Below are 14,380 nucleotides of genomic sequence, written 5' to 3'. Positions count from 1 at the left end.
GGCCACAGGTCCTAGCCCGTCCTAGCCTTCTTCGGGCTCACCGGCTCCGGTATAGGCGGCGATGGTGCGGTCCGCCGCCGCGCGCGCCGTCTTCTCGTCCTCTCCGCCCGCGAGGTTCGCCGCGTACCAGGCCTCGCTGCTGTCCGTCATGAACCGACGGCCCTCGTCCGAGCCCATCCAGCTCATGAACCTCTTCGGGTCGACGGGAGCGCCGTCGCTGCCCAGATGCAGGGACAGACCCCGGACCATCAGGTCCCAGCCGACGCCCACCGCACCGGGGCCGAACTCCGCCCACTTGGTGTCGTCGACGTCGGCGATGTGGTCGAGTTCGAAGCGCGTGCCGCCGCCCTCCGGTGTCAGACGCAGTTCGATCCAGCTGACCTCTCCGCCGTACTCCCAGGTCGCCGTAAGGCCGCGTGGCGGGTCGCACCGCTCGATCACGCCACCGGCGTTGCCCTCGAGCTGGTAGCGGCCGCCGAGGCGCAGCTCCCCCGACACCGGCAGCAGCCAGCGCGGGATGCGCTCGGCGTTCGTACAGGCGTCCCACACATCCTCCAGTGGGGCGTCGTAGGACCGGGCCACGGTCACCACGCGGGCCTCCCCCTCCCGGAAGGCACGCCGGCCGACCTGCCGGTGTACGTCGTTGATGTCGTGGGTCACGTCGGTCATGAGGTGCTCCTCGGGGTCTCGTCGGCGCCACCGAGCCGGCGCGCGCGCTTGCCGCGGGCCAGTTCGGTGGCGAGGGCGTCCAGGTGCGGGGTCCAGAAGCGGCGGAAGCGGTCGAGCCAGGCGTCTATGTCCTGCAGCGGCTCGGTGTTGACCGCGTAGAGCCGTCGGGCTCCTTCGGGGCGCACGGTCGCGAACCCGTTGTCCCGCAGCACCTTCAGGTGCTGCGACACGCCGGGCTGCGAGATCCCGAACTCCTCCCCTATGACCTCGCACACCGCTCCGGAGGTCATCTCGCCGTCGGCCAGCAGTTCCAGGATCCGTCGGCGCACCGGATCGCCGAGCACATCGAAGGCGTGCATACGGTCAATGTATCAGCGATCGCTTATATAAGCAGCAATTGATATCCGGTTTCAGCACGGCGGCTTGCTCAGCACCGCCTTGCGGGACTGAAGGTCTCGATGGAGCAGCGGCCGCGGTAGCTGCCCATGCCGCTCTCCACCACTCCGCCGAAGGGCAGGTCCGAGACGGCGAGATGGGCGAGCGGCAGGCCGAGGCCGCCGGTGGAGGTCTCGGCGGCGATCCGGGCGCGGGTCTCCTCGGACTCGGAGAACACGTACGGCACGAGGGGCTTGTCGCGGTCGTCGATGAAGTCGATCGCCTTGTCGAGGTCGGACACGGTGATCATGGGCAGGACGGTCGCCCTCCGGTCACATCCCGTCTCCTCCGGTCACGTCCGCAGGAGTTCCCGCCGACGCCGTTCCAGGAAGGCACGCTGCGCCGGACTCTCGGCCCGCTCGGCGGCCGCCTCGTACGCCCGCACCGCCTCGGTGTCGCGGCCCAGCCGGCGCAGCAGGTCGGCGCGGACCGCGTGGAAGACGTGGTACGCGTCGAGGTCCAGGGCGTCGACCAGTTCCAGCGCCGGGCTCGGGCCCTCGGTCTCGGCCACCGCGACCGCCCGGTTCAGCGCCACGACCGGGCTCGGGGTGAAGGCCGTCAGCTGGTCGTAGAGCGTGAGGATCTGCCCCCAGTCGGTGTCCTCCGCGGTCGCCGCGTCGCTGTGGACGGCCTGGATGGCGGCCTGGATCTGGTACGGGCCGGGCCGGTCGCGGCGCAGACAGCGTCGCACGAGCAACTGTCCCTCGGCGATCAGCTCCCGGTTCCAGCGGGCGCGGTCCTGTTCGGGCAGCGGCACCAGCTCGCCGTGGTCGTCCCGGCGGGCGTCCCGGCGGGAGTCGGCGAGGAGCATCAGCGCGAGCAGGCCGACGGCCTCCGGCTCGTCCGGCATCAGGTCGACGAGCAGCCGGCCGAGGCGCAGCGCCTCCGACGTCAGTTCGGGCGTGCCCTCGTACCCCTGGTTGAAGATCAGGTAGACGACGGCCAGGACGCCCTGCAGCCGGTCCGGGAGGTCGGCGTCCCGGGGCACGCGGTAGGGGATCCGCGCGTCGCGGATCTTGGCCTTGGCGCGGACGATCCGCTGGGCCATGGTCGGCTCGGGCACCAGGAAGGCGCGGGCGATCTGGGGTGTGGTCAGGCCGCCGAGCAGGCGCAGGGTGAGGGCGACCCGGGCCTGGGGGGCGAGCGCGGGATGGCAGCAGGTGAAGATCAGACGGAGCCGGTCGTCGCGCACGGGGCCCTCCTCGGCCGGTGCGTCGGGGGTGTGCAGCAGAGCGGCCTCGGCGTGCCGTGCGTCGCGTTTCCCCTCCCGACGCAGCCGGTCGAGCGCGCGGTTGCGGGCGGTGGTGATGATCCATCCGGCCGGACTCGGCGGCACACCGGTCTCCGGCCATTTGCCGAGCGCCGTGGCGAACGCGTCCTGCACCGCTTCCTCGGCGAGGTCGATGTCGCCGAGGAAGCGGACCAGGACGGAGACCGCGCGCCCGTACTCGGCGCGGAAGACGGCCTCGACGTCGACGGGCTGTGGCATCAGTCGTCGGCCTGGTGCAGGAACGGCCGCACCTCGATGGGCAGAGTGGTGGCGCGGGTCGCCTTCCTGCCCCACTCCAGGGCAGCGTCCAGGTCGGGCGCCTTGATGAGACAGATGCCGCCCAGGTACTCCTTGCCCTCGGCGTACGGCCCGTCGGTGATCAGCACCTCGCCGTCCTCGGGGCGCAGCACGGTCGCCGTCTCGGGGCCGTGCAGCCCGCCGGCGAACACCCAGGCGCCGGCCTCGCGCAGCTCCGTGTGGAAGGTGTCGAGGTTGCGGCGGATCTCCGCCATCGCCTCGGGACCGGGCGGCGTGCCGTCGGCCGGGGTGATCACGCTGAGCAGGTAGTACTGCATGAGGTCCTCCTCGGGGTCGTGTCCTTCTCCACCTCCTACACGAACGCCCCTCCCCCGGATCGACACCGCGCACGACGAGATCGGGAGAATCTCTTCCATGACCACGGCACCGCACCCGGCCACCGCACCCCACCCGCTCGTCACCACCGCCCGGAGCCTCGCCGGCTCCCTCCTCGCTCCGCAGGCGGCGCGGGTCGACCAGGAGGGCGTGCCGGCGGGGCACATCGAGGCGATCAAGCGCTCGGGCCTGCTGGGCGTGAGCGCGCCGCGGCAGTACGGCGGCGCGGGGGCTCCCGACGCGGTGGCGCGGGAGATCATGGAGATCCTCGCCGGGGCCTGCTGCTCGACCTGGTTCGTCCAGACCCAGCACCACACACCGGTGAAACTGCTGGCACAGTGCGAACTGCCGGTCAGGGAGCGGCTGTTGCGGCCACTGGCCACCGGGGAACTGCTGGCGGGCATCGCCTTCGCGCACGTGCGTGCCTTTCCTCACGTCCCGGTCCGCGCGAGCGCCGAGCGCGGCGGCTGGCGCTTCGAGGGGACCGTGCCCTGGTACACGGGCTGGGGCCTGAACGACGTGATGCTGCTCGCCGGGGTGACCGGCACGGACGAGGTGGTGTTCGCCTTCACCGAGGCGCGTGAGCAGCCCGGGCTGCGCCCGTCACCGCCCATGCGGCTGGCGGCGCTCACCGCCGCCCGTACCGTCTCCCTGGAGCTGGACGGGCTGTGGCTGCCCGAGGAGTCGGTCGTACTGCGCACCCCGCAGGAGAAGTTCGCCCTGGTGGACCGGCCGCGCAACACCAACGCCTCCCCCGCCGTCTTCGGCGTGGCGTACGCCGCGCTGCGGGTACTGGAGGAGGCCGGGGAAGCGGAGACGGCACGCCCCCTGCGCGGGCGCATCGACGAGGTGCGACGACAGGTGTACGCCCTGGCCGAACACCCGGTCCCGCACGAACGCGTCGAGGAACGCCTGGCACTCAAGACACGGTCGTACGACCTGATGCGCGCGGCGACGACAGCGGCGATCGTGGCGGGCGGCGGGCGCGCCATGGATCTGGCCGGGACCGCCCAACGCCTCGCCCGTGAGGGGATGTTCCTCCTCGTGCAGGGCCAGACGGCCGAGGTGCGCCGGGCCCATCTCGACGCTCTGGCCGCGCCGTGGGCCGACTGAGCTGTTCACTGGACATTCAGTCGGCGGCCACTTTCTCCGGCGCCGGATGAGCAGACTCGTTCCATGGCGATCGCACAGTCAATCGACAAGAACCCCGCCGAGCTCAAAGACGTCCCCGGCTGGTTCCCTCCGCTGGACCAGCTCCTGTTCACCTGGTTCCTGGAGCGGCAGGAAAAGGGCGGCTTCCGGGGCGATCTGGTGGAACTCGGCGTGTACATGGGCAAGAGCGCGATCCTGCTCGGCCAACACCGGCAGGACGACGAGGAGTTCACGGTCTGCGACCTGTTCGGCGGTGAGGCACCGGACGGCGCCAACCAGGCCGAGACGGCGAAGTCGTACTCCTCCCTCACCCGGCAGGCCTTCGAGCGCAACTACCTCTCCTTCCACGACACCCTGCCCCGGGTGCTGGAGGCCCCGTCCTCCGTGATCTCGGCCGAGGTGAAACCGGGCACCTGCCGCTTCGTCCACATCGACGCCTCCCACCTGTACGAGCACGTGCGCGACGACATCGGGGCCGCCCGCGACCTGCTGCTGCCCGAGGGCATCGTCGTCCTCGACGACTTCCGCTCCGAGCACACCCCCGGCGTCTCGGTCGCCACCTGGGAGGCCGTGCTCAACCGCGGGCTGCGCCCAATCTGCCTCAGCACCCAGAAGCTGTACGGCACATGGGGCGATCCCGAGCCGGTGCAGGAGGAGCTGCTGGCGATGCTGGAGGAGCGGACGGACATCGGTCTGAGCGTGCAGGACGCCGCCGGGCACCGGCTGGTGCGCACCCGCGCCAACAAGGGCATGCAGGCACCGCCCTTCCCGCACTCCCGGCACTACACACCGCCCGAGCCGCAGCCGCCGACGGCCCCCGCCCCGCCCTCGGTGCCCGCTCCCCGGCGCCCGCGCTCCCGCGCCCGCCGCATAGGCGTGGACCTGATGCCCCCGATCCTCACCCGGACGGTGCGCCGGGCACTGGCCAACCGCTCCCGGTAGGGGTCCTTTCACGATGAGCGTCCGATCAGGTCGCGTGGTCTGGTGCCGTGCATCGCAAGGCGCCGGAGCGCCCTCGATGGGGGTCCCCCCGCTCGAGCGAAGCCGACCGGTCGGCGTGAGCGCGCCGACGAAGCCCAAGTCCTCGGCCGCACGGGCGATTTGACTCAGACAGGCGACCGTCGGCGGCCGGAGGCGGTCGCCGGCGTGCCGTGGCCGCCGCCGACCACATGGCGGCTGTCGCCGTTGGTGGGCGGGAACCAGTGGAGGGTGAGGGACACGCGATCTCCGATCAGGGTGCGTGGGGGCACGGCGGCCGATAGCGGGGCTCAGCTCGCCGCGGCCAGCACGCGGGGGCTGCCCAGGGCCGTCGAGAACTGGTCGACCACCTGGGTGAGCGCCTCGGTCGCGGGAGGCGCGACCGTGAGTGAGCCGTCCTCGTGCACGGTGATGTCCTTGTCGAGGGTGAACCAGCCCTGCACGATGTGTGCGGCACCCATGGAGGACAGGACCGGCCGGAGCGCGTAGTCGATGGCCAGGACATGGGCGGTGGAGCCGCCGGTGGCCAGCGGCAGCACGGTCTTGCCGGCCAGCGCGTACTGCGGGAGCAGGTCGAGGAGCGCCTTGAGCACGCCGGAGTACGACGCCTTGTAGACGGGGGTGCCGACGACGACCCCGTCGGCCCGCTCGAACAACTCGGTCGCCTCGACGATGGCGGGGTGCCGGAAGTCCGCGCCCAGCAGGGCCTCGGCCGGCACGGTGCGCACGTCGAGCGGGATCACCTCGTGGCCCTGGGCGGTCAGCCGCTGGTCCAGGTGGCGCAGCAGTCGGTTGGTGCGGGAGGAGGCGGAGGGGCTGCCGGAGACGGACAGGACGGTGGCCATGGGTCCTCTTTCGGGGATGCGCGGGGGTGGCGCCGGGATGTGCACGCTTGGGAGCGGAGGCCGAATGTTTCCGGGCACGCCGAATTCGAGAAGGGCGCCTTTTCAGCGCAGCCGCGAGTGCGGTGAATTCAAACGTGGGAAGACGGAAAACGCGGCGGATCCAGAAATTGATCAGGCCGCGAAGCAACAGGAGGCGCTGGAGACGCGTGCGAGGTCGACGTGGCGTCGCCGCGTGAGGTCCAGTCGCATCTTCATGTCGACGATCGTGGCAGCCGGTGGCGAGAAGCGTCAAGGAAAGCCGGAGTGATCTCGTATCGCGGACCCGGAGCCCTGTGTGGGTTTCCGTACGCCCACGTCGTAGGCCCCGTGGGCCTTTCGTTGGGCCGTTCGACCCAGCGATGAGGTCATTGGGCCGGGTGTGCCAGGCGCATGTGTGAGGACAATGGGATGCTGAGCGATGGGGAGCGCTGCCCATGACCTGACTCACACTGGCGGTGAGCGCCGTGGCTGCTACCAAGGACCAGCCGGTTCCGACCGGACAGTACGTCGACCCGCTCGGGGACCCCTTCCTGCGTACACGTTTCGCCCTGCCCGCCAGACCCGGCACCTTCCTGGCCCGGCACCGGCTCAACCAGCATCTGGACCATGCCCTCGACACGCCGCTGACCATGGTCAACGGTCCGGCCGGTGCCGGCAAGACACTCCTGGTCGCGGACTGGGCGGCCGGCCTGGAGCAGCCGGTCGCCTGGCTCACCGTCGAGGCGGAGGGCAAACGGCCGGGCATGTTCTGGGCGTACTTCCTCGAGGCCGTGCGCGCCGGCGGCAGGGCCCTGCCCGAGGAGGTCGCAGGTCCCACCGACGCGGACCGCGTGGATCAACGGGTGCTGTTCGCGATCGCCGAGAATCTGGACGCGGCCGGTCCGGCCCTGACCGTCGTACTGGACGAGTACGAGCGCGTGACCGCACCGGAGATCGCGGACCAGCTGGAGTTCGTCCTCCGGCATGCCGGGCAGGGGCTGCATCTGATCCTCGTCACCCGCACCGAACCCATGCTCTCGCTGCACCGGTACCGGGCGGCGGGCGAACTGACGGAGATCCGGGACGCCGAGCTGGCCTTCACCCCTCAAGAGGCCGTCTCGCTGCTGGATCTGCATGGCCTGACCCTTTCGGTCGCCGCCGCCCGGGCCCTCGTGGACCGCACGCGCGGCTGGGCCGCCGGGCTGCGCCTGTGCGCCCTGGCCGCGCGCGAGAGCCCTGACCCCGCGGCCTACCTCAAGGAGTTCGAGGCGGACCGCAGCACCATCGCCGACTACCTGCTCGGCGAGGTGCTCAAACGGCAGCCGGAACAGACGCAGGACCTGCTGCTGCGCGTCAGCGTCCTGGAGCGCTTCTGTCCCGATCTGGTGAACTCGCTGACCGGCCGCGACGACGCCGAGCGCATCCTGACCGACCTGCACCGGGACAACGCGTTCGTGGAGCAGCTCGGGCACTCCTGGTTCCGTCTGCACCCGCTGTTCGGGGAGATACTGCGCACCTATCTGCGTGTGCACCGTCCCGGTCTGGAATCCGAGCTCCACCTGCGCGCCGCGCGGTGGCTGCGCCGGGCGGGGTCGCTTCCCGAGACCCTCGCTCACGGTGCCGCCGCCGGCGCCTGGGACTTCACCGCCGGCGCCCTCGTCGACGACCTGGCCATCGGACAGTTCTTCACGGGCCTGGGCTCCGACGACCTGGCGGGGCTCTTCTCCGGCATGGGGCCCGAGACCACCAGCCCCGCCTCCGACCTCGTACGGGCCGCCCGTGACCTGTCCCGGAGCGACTTCCAGCACGGTCTCGCCCATCTGCGCGACGCTCAGGCCCACCCGGCCACCGACGCCGGCGATCCTGCGGCCGTGCAGCTGAGCTGCGCACTCCTGGAGGCGCTCGCTGCCCGGCTGACCGGATCACCCGAGCTGGCGGAGCGGGCCGCCGAGACGGCCGAGGAAGCGCGGCCGGAGCTTCCCCCGCACCTCTTGGACAAGCATCCCGAACTACCCGCCCTGCTGCTGACCCATCTCGGTTCGGCACGTCTGTGGGCGGGGCGGTTCGAGGACGCCCGAGCCGCGCTGTCCCAGGTGGTGGCCTCTCCCGGCAAGGCCTCCACCGTGCTGGCACGAGAGGAGTCGATGGGCCACCTGGCGCTGATCGACTATCTCAACGGCTGGCCGGCCCGAGCCGAGCACAAGGCCCTGGAGGCGGTGAGCGAGACGGAGCGCTACGGCCGCCTCTCCCCGCCGTCCGGCTCCGGGATCGGACAGGTGGTTCTGGCCGCCGTGGCCATCGACCGCAACGAGCTGGGCCGGGCCAGGGCTCTCCTCGAGGAGGCCGCCGAGCTCTCCGTCGCGCCGCACGACCCGGTGACGGCCGCCGGACGGGCCATCGTGACGGCCCGGCTCCAGCTCGCCCAGGGCAATGCCCCGGCCGCCGTAGAGGCGGCGGATCCGGACGTCGCCGCCGCCGTGGCCTCGCCGTGGGCGAACAGCCACGAGATGCTGGTGACCTCGGCCGCCTACCTGGCCGAAGGCCGGCCCGAGCAGGCCGCCGACGTGCTGCGGCAGCTCTGCGACGACCAGCCGTCGTGCGCCGTGGAAGCCGCTCGTATCCAGCTGGCCGTGGGCAACGAGGAGGCGGCCGTCGACCTGCTCGACTCCGTCCCCGCGGCCGGCCGGCCCGGCCCGGCGGTGACCGTCCGGGCGACTCTGGTCAGAGCCCAGGCCGCGGATGCCGCGGGGGACGTCGACGCCGCCCACCGACTCGTCGCACAGGCCCTCCTCGACGCCCGGCGCGAGCAGTTGCGGCGCCCCTTCCTGGACGCCGGGCGGTGGATCCGCCCGCTCCTGGTCACGTCTCCGCTGAACGAGCTGGCGGCGGGGTGGCTCACACCCGGTACCTCGACGCACATGGGGGCGGCCGGGTCTGCGCCGCTCCCCCTGCCGATCGTCGTGGAGGAGCTCACCACACGGGAACTCGAAGTCCTTCAGCGACTGGCCCAGATGATGTCGACCCAGGAGATCGCCGCGGACCTGTATGTCTCGGTGAACACGGTCAAGACCCACCTCAAGAGCCTGTACCGCAAGCTGGCGGTCAACCGCCGCAGCGTCGCGGTACGCCGTGGCCGGGAGATGGGACTGCTGTGACCGTGCCTTCCTCGGACGACCGACGACCGGGACGACGGTTCACCTGTGCAGGGTGAGGCCGGGTGGGCCGAACGGCCGGACGATCTCAGTACGGGGCGCAGACCGCCGCACCAGGTCGCTCGCGGGAGCAAAGCCCATGCGCTACGAGATCCGGGTCGAGGGAAACATGTCGGAGACGCTGGCCAAGGCCTTTCCGGAGCTGGACCACGTCCTCATGTCGGGCCAGACGGTCCTGTTCGGTTCCGTCGTCGACGAGGCCCAGCTGTTCGGGCTGCTGGCCCGCTGCCAGTCGCTGGGCCTGCGCGTCCTGGAGATGCGGCAGACGCCCGAGTGAGCGAGGACGGCTCACAGCTCCGACGCGATGATCCGGCCGGAGCGTGCCGCGGCCCGCAGCGCCTCGAAGTCCCGCTCGTTCCGGTCGGCGTAGGACTGGGCGAACTCGGCGATCGCCCGGTCGAAGCGGTCGCTGCCGCCGAGGTACGCGGCGATGGCGACGGGGTCGCCGGACCGGGCGTGGGCCCGTGCCAGACTGGCGCCGCACAGCTGGGCGAAGACGTTCAGCAGATCCGCGTCCATGGTCTCCGGCCTGGCGACACCCTTCCAGTCGTGCAGCTGTCGCACATGGAAGTCCCGGCCCTTGCCGTCCAGACCCACCGCGTGCGTCCAGCCCAGGAGGATGTCGCTCGTCGCCTGGATCAGCCGCTGCCCGTTGACGACCCGGCGGCCCTGGTTGTCGTAGCGGTCGCCGCCCATCTGAGAGGCCAGCACCGACTCCTGCGCCTCCTTGGCCTGCAGCAGCAGGGGATCGTCGTCGTTCCCGCCCAGCAGGAGCAGCATCCAGCAGCGGGTGCCGACGCTGCCGACGCCCACCATCTTCCGGGCGATGTCGACCAGGTGGTAGCGGCGCAACAGGTGCCTGCGCTCGGGAGGCAGGGAGCGGGCGTATCCCTCCACCACGAGCCGCAGCATCTTCTCCTCCTCGTCACCCGACGAAACGGACACCAGGTCCCTCAGCGGAGTGATCAGCGGTGGGTCCGGAGTGATGCGACGGCCCTCGACCGTGGTGCGGGTGAGCTTCTCGAACGCCTGCAGGTGCGTGCGGGAGCGGGCGGGCACGACGGCCCGGGCGGCCTGGCGCCTGGCGTCCTTGTCCGTCGAGGAGGCGAGCAGCCTGCGCAGCCGGTCCACGTCGTCCTGGGCATACCAGACGTCGAGGGTGCGCATGCGGGCGAAGTCGCGCACCCGCTCCCGGTAGGCCCGCACGCAGGAGCGTACGACCCGGTTCTGCTGACTGGGGGAGAAGCCGTTCTCCCGGCCCGCGATCACCAAGCCGGCGGTGAGACGTTTGACGTCCCACTCGAATGGTCCGGGGAAGGTCTCGTCGAAGTCGTCGATGTCGAAGACCAGATGGCGTTCCGGTGAGACGAACAGCCGGAAGTTCAGCGGGTGCGCGTCACCGCACAGCTGCACTCCCAGACCCGTATTGGGGGTGGGCCCGAGGTCCGCGGCCATGACCGCCGCCGCGCCGCGGTAGAAGCACAACGGCGACTGAAGCATGCGGCCGTGACGGACCCGCACCAACTCCGGCGCCCAGGAAGCCGACTGACGTTCCATCATCTCGACGGGATCGAACCGGTCGGGGCCGGCCTCGAACCACCCGTGGCACGAACGGGACGCACGGACCCGGGCGTGCCGGCCGATCGCGGCCCGCTCGGCGGTCGACAGGGCTGCGCTGAAATTGGGTACGGTCATGGCCCGGCCTCCCTGAGATCGCTCGTTCCGCCACGCGGCGTCGCGGACTCCAGCCCACCCGCGCGGCGACTCCGCCCGGATCACCCGGAACGGGTGACCCGGCCGCCGGTGGAGCGGAGGACGCTTGCCCTGAGGTCCCCGCACACCGCCCCGTCGGCGGTCCGGTGCCGACCCGCCCCACCCACGCGAGGAGGAGCCATGACCGTTCCGCGTGGTACGGCACCGCGTACCGGACCGCAGTTCAGTCCCGACGGGGCGGTCCGCGATCAGGCGGACGGCACCGAGCGGGCCCTGGAGCAGCTGGGCCGCTCCTGGACCTGGATCCTGGGGTCCGCGGTCGCGACGCTGATACCGGGCCTGCTGGTGCTGGTCTGGCCGGACGAGACCCTGCACGTCCTGGCCGTCCTCGTCGGCCTGTACCTGCTGGTGAACGGGGCGTTCCGATTCGTGGCGCTGTTCGCCGGACAGGGAATCGGCGAACGCATCGCCGGACTGCTCGTCGCCGTGCTGTACGTGCTGGCCGGAGTGCTGTGCCTGCGCAACCCGCTGCAGACCGTGACCGCGCTCTCGCTGGTCGTCGGGATCCTCTGGCTCGTGTCCGGGATCCTCACCCTCTACACGGCGATCACCGCCGAGGACCTGCCGCACCGCGGCTTCGTCCTGGGCGCCGCGGTGCTCGGCATCCTCGCCGGGGTCGTGGTCCTCGCCCTGCCGACCGAGTCGGCCCGCGCGCTGACCCGGCTGCTGGGCCTGTGGCTCGTCCTGCTGGGCCTGATGGAGCTGGTGCTCGCCCTCGCCTGGCGGGCGGCTCTGCGCAGGTCGGGTGTCAGGGGCGGCGCGGGCCCCTCGGCGGCGACCTGACGCCCCCGTTCACCCGCACCGGGTGAGGCCGTCCGCTACTTGCCGTGGGCACGCTGAGAAGGCAGAGAAAGGCGGCCGTGCGGCCGCCCGGGACGGAGGAGAGCCATGAGCACGCCGACGTACCTCGCGTACGACTATCCGCTGCTGAGCGTCTTCTGGTCCATGCTGGTGTTCTTCCTGTGGATCATGTGGTTCGTCCTGCTCTTCCGGATCGTCGTCGACATCTTCCGCGACGACGACATGGGCGGCTGGGCGAAGGCCGGCTGGCTGGCGCTCGTCATCCTCCTGCCCTTCCTCGGGGTGTTCGTCTACGTGATCGCCCGCGGCAAGAGCATGGGCCGCCGTGAGGTGGCACAGGCACAGGCGCAGCAACGGGAGTTCGACTCCTACATCCGCAGGACCGCCGGAAACGGCGCCGGGTCCAGCAGCGTGGACGAACTCGCCAGGCTGTCTGAGATCCGCGCCCGCGGCGACATCACCGACCAGGAGTACGCCAGGGCCAAGGACCTGGTGCTCAGTGGAACGAGGTACTCAGGATGACCGCCACGCACACCGCACACGCTCCCTCGACGAAGCAGAACTGGGCCGCCGGCCTGACGGCCTTCGCCGCCGTCATGCTGACGATCGCCGGCCTCCTCGCCATCTTCCGGGGGATCATGGCGATCGCCGAGGACGACGTCTTCGTCACCACCCGTAACTACGTCTTCCAGTTCGACCTCACCGGCTGGGGCTGGGTCCACCTCGCCCTCGGTGTGGTCGCCGTGATCGTCAGCATGGGACTGTTCGTGACGTCCACCTGGGCCCGTGTCGCCGGCGTGGGCGTCGCGGCCCTCGTCATCATCGCCAACTTCCTCTCGCTGCCGTACTACCCGGTGTGGTCGGTCGTGATGATCGCGATGTCGGGGTTCATCATCTGGGCCCTGTGCGTGGTCCAGCGGGACGACACCTCCGCGATGTGACGGACGGGTGAGGACATGGGTCGGCACCGCGACTCGGGCGCGAGCACGAGCCCTGCGGCGGATCCGCCCTCGGGCAGTGTCCTCAGGGCACGGGTCGCGCTGCTCGCCCTGCTGGGCAGCGTGCTCGTGCCGCTGATCGTCGCCGGTCTGCGCAGTGTGCTGTGGGCGCTGGTCGGCCTCGCCGGCCTGGCGCTCGCCGCCGTCGGCGTGTGGTGGACGCTGGCCCACACCGGTGTGCTGCGTGTCCTCGGGGTGGTGCTGTCGGTGACCGCGCCCCTGGCCGTGCTCGCCCTGTACGCGTCCTCCGGCATGCTGGGTCCCGCCTGTCTGTCGCTGGCCCTGTGGGCCCTGGCCGTCGCCGCGGCGCACACCGCGCTGGCACCCTCACACACCACCCGGCAGCCCAAGACGGCCGAGACCCCGCACCGCCCCTGGATCCTGATGAACCCGCGCTCCGGCGGGGGCAAGGTGGACCGGTTCCATCTCGCCGAGAAGGCGCGGGCGGCGGGCGCCCGGGTGGTGCTGCTCGAGGCGGGGCAGGACGTCGTGGACCTGGCGCGCCGGGCCGTGGCCGAGGGGGCCGATCTGCTGGCCGTTGCGGGCGGTGACGGCACCCAGGCGCTGGTGGCCGAGGTGGCGGCGCATCACGACGTGCCGTTCGCCGTGATCCCCGCCGGCACCCGCAACCACTTCGCCCTCGACCTCGGTCTGGACCGGGAGGATCCCGCCGCGAGCCTGGAGGCACTCACCGACGGCGTGGAGCTCCGCGTCGACCTCGGGTTCGCCGCCGACCGGGTGTTCGTCAACAACGCGTCCTTCGGGAGCTACGCGTCCGTGGTCGCCGACCCCGCCTACCGGGACGCCAAAGTGCACACCGCCCTGCAGACCCTCCCCGAACTCCTCACCGGCAAGGACGCGCCCGCGCTGCGCATGCGGGCCGGGGGCTCCGAGGCGGAGGGCCTGCAGGCGCTCCTGGTCAGCAACAACCCCTACCGGCGCGCGGTCGACTCGGCCCACCCGGGACGCCGGGAACGGCTGGACTCGGGACGGCTCGGCGTGCTGTGCGTCCGCGTCGGCAACACCGCTCAGGCGGCCCGTCTGGTGCGCGGTCCGCGGTCCGGGTCGGTCGTGCGGCTGAACGCCGAGGAAGTCGTGGTGGAGGCGGACTCGGACGCCGTGGCGGTCGGCATCGACGGGGAGTACGTCACGCTGCCGGCACCGGTGGTGTGCCGGTCCGCCCCCGCGGCACTGCGGGTGGTCGTGCCGCGTCACCGGCCGGGGGTGCCGGCGTCCGGCGGCCCCGCGGACTGGCCACAGGTGGCAAGGCTCGGGCTGGGCCGCCTCGCCCCGCACCACCGACGGAGCGCACCCGCCACCTGAACCGAACCGGCCCGAGCGGTACCCCCGTTCGACGTCCACCCGGGCCAAAACCCCCGACAACGCAGAGAGTCGTGCCACAGACACCAGCCCGTGACGTCGCCCCGTGACCCCCACGGACCGACACCGCGCGGCAACGCTCAGGTCGAGCCGCCTCGCCCCGCACCGCCGACGGGGCACGCCCGCCACCTGAACCGAACCGGCCCGAGCGGTACCCCCGTTCGACGTCCACCCGGGCCAAAACCCCCGACAACGCAGAGAGTCGTGCCACAGACA

15 protein-coding genes and 2 pseudogenes are annotated in these 14,380 nt (G+C 71.6%); 8 read left to right on the top strand and 9 right to left on the bottom strand.

All coding sequences use genetic code 11. From position 1 onward, the window contains the following. Nucleotides 1-21 precede the first annotated feature (21 nt). The 5 genes and pseudogenes from ABZ453_RS21515 to ABZ453_RS21495 form a co-directional block, all read right to left on the bottom strand. Nucleotides 22-669: an SRPBCC family protein gene (locus tag ABZ453_RS21515; RefSeq protein ID WP_359016608.1), complete on the bottom strand. Its 648-nt coding sequence runs from the start codon at nucleotides 667-669 to the stop codon at nucleotides 22-24. Continuing rightward, nucleotides 666-1,028, bottom strand: coding sequence for a metalloregulator ArsR/SmtB family transcription factor (locus ABZ453_RS21510; RefSeq protein WP_359016606.1), 363 nt, complete (start codon nucleotides 1,026-1,028; stop codon nucleotides 666-668). The genes ABZ453_RS21515 and ABZ453_RS21510 overlap by 4 nt, the downstream gene beginning before the upstream one ends. Nucleotides 1,029-1,079: 51 nt before the next feature. Continuing rightward, a pseudogene (locus ABZ453_RS21505) lies at nucleotides 1,080-1,363 on the bottom strand (aldehyde dehydrogenase family protein); the annotation flags it as partial. Between the two features lie 33 nt (nucleotides 1,364-1,396). Further along, complete coding sequence (locus ABZ453_RS21500) at nucleotides 1,397-2,593, bottom strand: sigma-70 family RNA polymerase sigma factor (protein WP_359016604.1); 1,197 nt, start codon at nucleotides 2,591-2,593, stop codon at nucleotides 1,397-1,399. Beyond that, nucleotides 2,593-2,949 carry a YciI family protein gene (locus ABZ453_RS21495; protein ID WP_359016602.1) on the bottom strand — a complete coding sequence of 119 codons (357 nt, stop codon included), beginning with the start codon at nucleotides 2,947-2,949 and terminating at the stop codon, nucleotides 2,593-2,595. Before ABZ453_RS21495 ends, ABZ453_RS21500 begins: the two co-directional genes overlap by 1 nt. A gap of 97 nt (nucleotides 2,950-3,046) precedes the next feature. On the opposite strand from ABZ453_RS21495, the gene ABZ453_RS21490 reads away from it, so the two are divergent. Both ABZ453_RS21490 and ABZ453_RS21485 read left to right on the top strand, forming a co-directional pair. Next, nucleotides 3,047-4,120 carry an acyl-CoA dehydrogenase family protein gene (locus tag ABZ453_RS21490; protein ID WP_359016600.1) on the top strand — a complete coding sequence of 358 codons (1,074 nt, stop codon included), beginning with the start codon at nucleotides 3,047-3,049 and terminating at the stop codon, nucleotides 4,118-4,120. Between the two features lie 63 nt (nucleotides 4,121-4,183). Beyond that, the gene (locus tag ABZ453_RS21485; protein ID WP_359016598.1) at nucleotides 4,184-5,101 is read left to right on the top strand and encodes a class I SAM-dependent methyltransferase; all 918 of its coding nucleotides are present in this window, start codon (nucleotides 4,184-4,186) and stop codon (nucleotides 5,099-5,101) included. A 105-nt stretch (nucleotides 5,102-5,206) separates the two neighbouring features. On the opposite strand, the pseudogene ABZ453_RS21480 reads toward ABZ453_RS21485, so the two are convergent. From ABZ453_RS21480 to ABZ453_RS21470, 3 genes and pseudogenes are all read right to left on the bottom strand, one after another. Then, nucleotides 5,207-5,379, bottom strand: a pseudogene (locus ABZ453_RS21480) (alkanesulfonate monooxygenase); the annotation flags it as partial. Between the two features lie 48 nt (nucleotides 5,380-5,427). Further along, entirely contained in the window at nucleotides 5,428-5,982 is a 555-nt protein-coding gene (gene ssuE / locus ABZ453_RS21475; RefSeq protein ID WP_356763992.1) for an NADPH-dependent FMN reductase, read from the bottom strand. Between the two features lie 171 nt (nucleotides 5,983-6,153). Beyond that, on the bottom strand, nucleotides 6,154-6,231 hold the full coding sequence (locus ABZ453_RS21470) for a putative leader peptide (protein ID WP_359016820.1): 78 nt from the start codon (nucleotides 6,229-6,231) through the stop codon (nucleotides 6,154-6,156). A gap of 254 nt (nucleotides 6,232-6,485) precedes the next feature. Between ABZ453_RS21470 and ABZ453_RS21465 the strand changes: the two genes are divergently transcribed. Next, nucleotides 6,486-9,155: a LuxR C-terminal-related transcriptional regulator gene (locus tag ABZ453_RS21465; RefSeq protein ID WP_359016595.1), complete on the top strand. Its 2,670-nt coding sequence runs from the start codon at nucleotides 6,486-6,488 to the stop codon at nucleotides 9,153-9,155. A 136-nt stretch (nucleotides 9,156-9,291) separates the two neighbouring features. Further along, nucleotides 9,292-9,489 (top strand): hypothetical protein, encoded by a 198-nt coding sequence (locus ABZ453_RS21460; RefSeq protein ID WP_359016593.1) that lies wholly within the window; start codon nucleotides 9,292-9,294, stop codon nucleotides 9,487-9,489. An 11-nt stretch (nucleotides 9,490-9,500) separates the two neighbouring features. Here the strand turns inward: ABZ453_RS21460 and ABZ453_RS21455 are convergent, their stop codons facing one another. After that, nucleotides 9,501-10,907: a DUF2252 domain-containing protein gene (locus tag ABZ453_RS21455; RefSeq protein WP_359016591.1), complete on the bottom strand. Its 1,407-nt coding sequence runs from the start codon at nucleotides 10,905-10,907 to the stop codon at nucleotides 9,501-9,503. 198 nt (nucleotides 10,908-11,105) lie between these two features. Between ABZ453_RS21455 and ABZ453_RS21450 the strand changes: the two genes are divergently transcribed. The 4 genes from ABZ453_RS21450 to ABZ453_RS21435 all read left to right on the top strand — a co-directional run bounded on the left by ABZ453_RS21450 (nucleotide 11,106) and on the right by ABZ453_RS21435 (nucleotide 14,107). Continuing rightward, nucleotides 11,106-11,768, top strand: a complete 663-nt coding sequence (locus tag ABZ453_RS21450) for an HdeD family acid-resistance protein (protein WP_359016589.1) — start codon at nucleotides 11,106-11,108, stop codon at nucleotides 11,766-11,768. Between the two features lie 105 nt (nucleotides 11,769-11,873). Next, a complete protein-coding gene (locus ABZ453_RS21445; protein WP_359016588.1) occupies nucleotides 11,874-12,308 on the top strand; it encodes an SHOCT domain-containing protein in 435 nt (144 codons plus the stop codon). Continuing rightward, complete coding sequence (locus ABZ453_RS21440; protein ID WP_359016586.1) at nucleotides 12,305-12,727, top strand: hypothetical protein; 423 nt, start codon at nucleotides 12,305-12,307, stop codon at nucleotides 12,725-12,727. Before ABZ453_RS21445 ends, ABZ453_RS21440 begins: the two co-directional genes overlap by 4 nt. Nucleotides 12,728-12,742: 15 nt before the next feature. After that, nucleotides 12,743-14,107: a diacylglycerol kinase family protein gene (locus ABZ453_RS21435; protein WP_359016584.1), complete on the top strand. Its 1,365-nt coding sequence runs from the start codon at nucleotides 12,743-12,745 to the stop codon at nucleotides 14,105-14,107. The last annotated feature ends 273 nt before the right edge of the window (nucleotides 14,108-14,380 follow it).

The sequence above is a fragment of the Streptomyces sp. NPDC005799 genome (assembly GCF_040630525.1).
Taxonomy (GTDB): Bacteria; Actinomycetota; Actinomycetes; order Streptomycetales; family Streptomycetaceae; genus Streptomyces; species Streptomyces griseorubiginosus_B.
The sequence above is the reverse complement of the archived record's forward strand: the minus strand, read 5'-3'. Positions and strand labels throughout refer to the sequence as shown.